We start from the raw sequence: 3,320 nt of genomic DNA, 5'->3' as shown, positions 1-3,320 counted from the left end.
TTATTACGTTATTATTACGTTATTTTATTACGTTATTATTACGTTATTTTATTACGTTATTATTACGTTATTATTACGTTATTACGTTATTATTACGTTATTAATACGTACGTTACGTTATTAATACGTTATTAATACGTTATTACATATAACATACACACAATTTTTACTTTTTACTTTTCATTTTTTCAAAAAAAACTGTTATTGTGGTTGTATATGGTATTGTGTGCAGTTTATGTCCATATGTCCATTTTTACAACCATAAAATATACAATTAATGTTCCACCCATTATTTATTAAATCATCCATAAAATGGCTATAAAAACGCGTTTAAAAGTATAAATATAGTAATAGTGTTATACATTATTTTCAATTATTAGGGAAAAACATGGAAGAAAATTTTTTTATAAAGACTTTTGAATAATTTTCAAGTGACGTGACCGTGACCGTGACGGAGAGGCATAAAGCAAATAAAATAAATAAACTAATCGATCGAATCGCTGATAAATAAAAATACCATAAACGAAACGATAAAGAATTCGTTTATGGTAGGGTTTTTTATTTATTGTGCTGCTTGTAAGAATTCATCAACCATTTTTCCTTGAATTGGATGTTTTTTTCTAAAATCGTCCAATGTCTCTCTAGCATTTTTATTGTCTTTGTCAACGTCAACAATGTCAACAATTCCACTACTACTATCACTATCACATGATAATACACATACACATGATAGTATGATTAATACGAAAAGAAAAAATTTTTTCATTTTCTATTATTTTTTAATTTAATGGAATATAAAATTTTTTTTCAATGATCGATATTAAAATACATAACAAATCTTATAATTCTTGTCCAGAATATTCTACAGATGGATCATCTGGAATGGATATAAAAGCATTTTTAAAAAAAAACGTAATGATCCGTCCTATGCATAGAAAAATAATCCACACAGGATTATTTTTTGAAATCCCAAAAGGATATGAAGCTCAAATAAGATCAAGAAGTGGTTTAGCATTAAAATATGGAATCATTGTATTAAATGATCCAGGAACTATAGATTCTGATTATAGAGGGGAATTAAAAATAATACTAATGAATGTATCCCGATTTTTTTTCACAGTAAAAAACGGGGATAGAATAGCTCAAATAATATTCTTAAAATACGAAAAAATTAAATGGAAAAACTAACTAATTTTAATTAATATAAAAACAGAATAATTTAATATATCTATATAATTATCCAAAATTTTAAATTCAATATTGCTATTCATATTCTTAATCCTAAATATTTTCTGAAGTATTATATCTTCAATAGACGAAATATCTAATTTTCTCCATATATCTCCATAATCTAAATTTTTGTCCATCATAATTAATCTGGCTTTACTTATACATAAATCATATTCATTTTCATCTATATCAAGATTTTTATTATTTTTATTTTTATAAATTGATAAAACAGATAAATTAATGATAGAAATCCAATTTTTTTTATTAAAATAATACAAAATATTATCAATTAAATTTAAATCATTGATCATCATTTTAATTTTAGCATAAGAAATTTTAAAAAAAAATTTCTTACATCTATTACATATTATGTGGTATTCCTTGATGGTTGTTGTATCAATCATTCAAATACTCATTTTTTAAATACTCATCTATATACGTTTTAGCTTGATCAAAACAATAACAAGTATTTACAGACCAATTATATGAATTTAGAATATTAATAACTTTAATTTGATTCTTTGTTAATTTATTGGGTTTAATTTTAAATTCAAGAGCCATTCCTGTCATTCCTTTATTAGGCATGGGGATCAATAAATCAGGCATACCAGGACGTAATCTCATTACTTTAATTAAAAATCTTTCATAAAAACTTCTATTCCCCTCATTATGAGGATGAAAATAAAATATATCAGGATACTTATAATCTAAGTAATTACAAACAGAATTATGTAACAACTGTTCTTTCCCCAAATAATCCTTATATTTTTTTATCATACGTTTTATGATTCTATGATTCACAAGATTTACATCCAGATGTATTTTCTTCATTTTTATTCTTCAACAAAATCTTTAGTATATTTTTTTCCGAATTATTATTTTTTTTTTCAAATTCATCTTCAAAAAGATCATCATTCCAATCATCATTAGGTTTACTATATCCAGTTTCTCTATTATCAAAAAAATCAGTTTGTTGCTCTCCAGATATTGTAACATAAAACCAATCCATATTAGATAACATTTTTTTATCAATTCTATATTTCTCCATAAAACCTAATTCTTTCAATTTTAAATTCGCCCTATCTTTCATAAAATTCTTTAATTCTTCTTTCTTAAGAGTAGGCAAATCCCCTTCCCCAAAAATATTATCTATGAAAATAAATTCATTTTTTAATGCTAAATCAATCCCATAATAAATTGAATCTTTTACTCGTTCTTTTAAAGATTTTCTTTCACTGCAAAAAATTCTAAAAATTTTACAACCTGCCTCTGAATGCAACGATTCATCCCTTACAGAAAAAATAATCTGCTGACCTATCCCCTTCAAACGATTTGATTTTCTAAAAGAAAGAAGAACAGCAAAAGAAGAAAATAATTGAATACCCTCTGCTGCTGCAGAAAACAAAGCGATACTTCTAGCAATTTCCAAATCATTATATTCATTTACAGGGACTCCTTTTCTTATTTCTATTAATGCATTCAACTTATTCATAATAGATTCATCCTTTAAAAAAGCATTAAAATCATCTAAACCTAGAATATCATTTAAATAAGAATATGCTACAGCATGAATAGTCTCAAAAGAACCAAAAACCTGCCCCATCATTTTTATTTCTGGAACAGGAAACCACTTAGGTATCATCTCAGACCAATAACTCCCAACCTCTGTTTCTGTTTGGGTAAACCCCTTCAAAATATCTCCAATAACTTTCTTTTCATGTGAAGACAATTTATCATTCCAATCATGGATATCAGACTGCATATTAATCTCAGTATGTAACCAATGGGCGTTTTGTTGTTTAAACCAAAAATCATATGCCCACTGATATTCAAATGGTTTAAAGTTTAATCGATCTTTCGTTATACTCACTTTGATTGATCTTTGATTAGTTTTTAATGAGTAAATGTAATAAAATGAATGAAAAAAAACAAACAACCACGCACAGCACACGCGCGCGCGCGTGAATACGTATTAAATACGTTATTATTATTACGTTATTAATACGTACGTTACGTTATTAATACGTTATTATTACGTTATTTTATTACGTTATTATTACGTTATTTTATTACGTTATTATTACGTTATT

Annotated in this window: 5 protein-coding genes; 1 reads left to right on the top strand and 4 read right to left on the bottom strand. The window is 25.6% G+C overall.

The window, feature by feature from the left end; genetic code table 11:
* Positions 1–562: 562 nt before the first annotated feature.
* Positions 563–766, bottom strand: coding sequence for a hypothetical protein (locus tag H0H34_RS02900; protein ID WP_185873593.1), 204 nt, complete (start codon positions 764–766; stop codon positions 563–565).
* Between the two features lie 44 nt (positions 767–810).
* On the opposite strand from H0H34_RS02900, the gene dut reads away from it, so the two are divergent.
* Complete coding sequence (gene dut / locus H0H34_RS02895) at positions 811–1,188, top strand: dUTP diphosphatase (RefSeq protein ID WP_185873592.1); 378 nt, start codon at positions 811–813, stop codon at positions 1,186–1,188.
* Here dut and H0H34_RS02890 read toward each other — a convergent pair.
* The 3 genes from H0H34_RS02890 to H0H34_RS02880 are packed head-to-tail and all read right to left on the bottom strand — an operon-like array spanning position 1,185 to position 3,100.
* Positions 1,185–1,634, bottom strand: coding sequence for a DUF1599 domain-containing protein (locus tag H0H34_RS02890; protein WP_185873591.1), 450 nt, complete (start codon positions 1,632–1,634; stop codon positions 1,185–1,187). The two genes, dut and H0H34_RS02890, sit on opposite strands and share 4 nt — an antisense overlap.
* Positions 1,627–2,007 carry a VRR-NUC domain-containing protein gene (locus H0H34_RS02885; protein WP_238785471.1) on the bottom strand — a complete coding sequence of 127 codons (381 nt, stop codon included), beginning with the start codon at positions 2,005–2,007 and terminating at the stop codon, positions 1,627–1,629. Before H0H34_RS02885 ends, H0H34_RS02890 begins: the two co-directional genes overlap by 8 nt.
* Before the next feature lie 13 nt (positions 2,008–2,020).
* Complete coding sequence (locus H0H34_RS02880; protein ID WP_185873594.1) at positions 2,021–3,100, bottom strand: ribonucleotide-diphosphate reductase subunit beta; 1,080 nt, start codon at positions 3,098–3,100, stop codon at positions 2,021–2,023.
* Positions 3,101–3,320: the final 220 nt, after the last annotated feature.

It is taken from the genome of Blattabacterium cuenoti, assembly GCF_014252375.1.
Taxonomy (GTDB): Bacteria; Bacteroidota; Bacteroidia; order Flavobacteriales; family Blattabacteriaceae; genus Blattabacterium; species Blattabacterium cuenoti_AH.
Note: the sequence above shows the minus strand (reverse complement) of the source record. Positions and strands in the feature narration are given on the sequence as shown.